Source organism: Caballeronia sp. M23-90, from assembly GCF_053574605.1.
The window spans coordinates 1-726 of the sequence record NZ_JBSIPA010000942.1 but is presented as its reverse complement, the minus strand read 5'-3'; the positions used below and the strand labels follow the sequence as shown (position 1 = coordinate 726).

Sequence of the window (726 nt, the reverse complement as noted above, 5' to 3'; positions counted from 1 at the left end):
TCCGGGCCACGCTGGCTCTCGGTACGTTGTTGGCCGCGCTCGGCTATGCGGTTGCCGGCATGTCGGGCGGCAATTGGAGCGTGGCCATCGTGCCGGCATAGATACCGCGCAGGATGGCGAGGGCGGCGAAATCAAGACCAAAGTCGGACTGCCAGACAGGGAGCAACGCGTAGATCATGTCGGTGTAGCCATCGTGCATGGCGTGAGCGACACATGAGAGCCATAGCACGCGCGACTTTGACGGCGCGAGTGGCTGGCCGGCGGAATCAACTTGGTGTGCGGGCGACGGGGAAAAAACGGGCAAGCGCATAACAATCCTCTTGTTGCGAGGCGACCCGCCAAGGCGAGGTGCCGTGACGCGTTCAGGCTCCATATGGCAATTTTATGTCCGGACAATCGTGCATTCAATTGAGCTAATATCGCGTCAACGGAGAGAAAAAGTCACGTCATGGCTAGAGACACAGACCCTGCGAAGGACCGGGACAAGCTGCCGCCGCTCAACGGGTTGCGCAACTTCGAAGCGGTAGCCCGGCACGGCAGCTTTGCCGGCGCCGCGACTGAATTGCACGTCACGCACTGGGCCGTAGGAAAGCAGATCAGGATGCTGGAAGACTGGTTCGGCTTGCCGCTGTTCGAGCGCCGTCCGCGCGGTGTGGTCCTTACTGACGAAGGCGCTGCGCTCCTGAACGATGTGACCACCGCGTTCGAGCGCCTGGGCAGCGCGGA

General features: G+C 61.8%; 1 protein-coding gene and 1 pseudogene. One reads left to right on the top strand and one right to left on the bottom strand.

What is annotated here, in order from left to right:
* Positions 1 to 67: 67 nt before the first annotated feature.
* Positions 68 to 310, bottom strand: a pseudogene (locus tag ACRXB1_RS37175) (MFS transporter); the annotation flags it as partial.
* 138 nt (positions 311 to 448) lie between these two features.
* On the opposite strand from ACRXB1_RS37175, the gene ACRXB1_RS37170 reads away from it, so the two are divergent.
* The coding region (locus ACRXB1_RS37170) for a LysR family transcriptional regulator (protein WP_449494917.1) at positions 449 to 726 on the top strand (278 nt) is incomplete at its 3' end.